Source organism: Microtetraspora sp. AC03309 (assembly GCF_020826795.1).
Taxonomy (GTDB): domain Bacteria; phylum Actinomycetota; class Actinomycetes; order Streptosporangiales; family Streptosporangiaceae; genus Microtetraspora; species Microtetraspora glauca.
In genome coordinates this window covers 1-854 of sequence record NZ_JADDIL010000264.1, presented here as the reverse complement: position 1 = coordinate 854, position 854 = coordinate 1, and the positions used below count along the sequence as shown (strand labels likewise).

The window sequence follows — 854 nt, the reverse complement described above, 5'->3', positions numbered from 1 at the left end:
CTCCAGCGTTCGGCCAGCGAGATCATCAGATCCATGCGTGCGGTCTGAGTGTCTGCTTCCAGCGGGGTGGCCTGCAGCCCGCCCAAACTCGTCGACGCCGTGTGATCGTCGTTCTGCGCGGCCAGGTTCTGCCACGCCATCATCACCTGGACCAGCGGGTGGTGGGTCAAACTGCGGGCCGGGTTCAGCCGGTCGACAACCATCTCGAAGGGCACATCCTGGTGCTCGTAGGCAGCCAGACTGCGTCGCCGCACCTGGGCCAGCAGCTCAGCGACGGACGGATCGCCGTCGAGCTCGACTCGTAGCACCAGGGTGTTGATGAAGACGCCGACCAGCTCATCCAATGCCGGATCGCTACGCCCCGCGATCGGGAACCCCACTGCAACATCCGAATTCCCGCTGAGAGTCGACAACAACACGGCCAGGGCGGCCTGTACCACCATGAAGCTGGTGGCGTTGTGCTCACTGGCTACCCGCGCGATCTGCTGCTGTAACTCGACCGGCCACTCCATCGTGAGACTGGCGCCGTGGTAGTCGGCCACCGGCGGATACGGCCGGTCGGTGGGCAGCTCCAGACGCTCGGGCAGCCCGGCCAGCGCATGCTCCCAGTACGCCAGCTGACCAGAAATCCGGCTGTCCGGATCGGTCGGATCACCGAGATACGAGCGCTGCCACAGCGTGTAATCCGCGTATTGCACCGGCAGCGGCGCCCAGTCCGGCGCCTGTCCCGCACACCGGTTGGCGTAGGCGATCCCGATGTCACGCACGAGCGGGCCGATCGACCAGCCATCACCGGCAATGTGATGGACCACTGCGACCAGCACATGCTCACCCTCGCCCATCCGGAAAAGGGT

The 854-nt window shown here is 65.6% G+C and carries 1 protein-coding gene; it reads right to left on the bottom strand.

What is annotated here, in order from left to right; translation table 11 throughout:
* Window positions 1-824, bottom strand: an 824-nt coding sequence (locus IMZ11_RS42735; RefSeq protein ID WP_308066913.1) for a condensation domain-containing protein, incomplete at its 3' end; no start/stop codon positions are given.
* Window positions 825-854 lie beyond the last annotated feature (30 nt).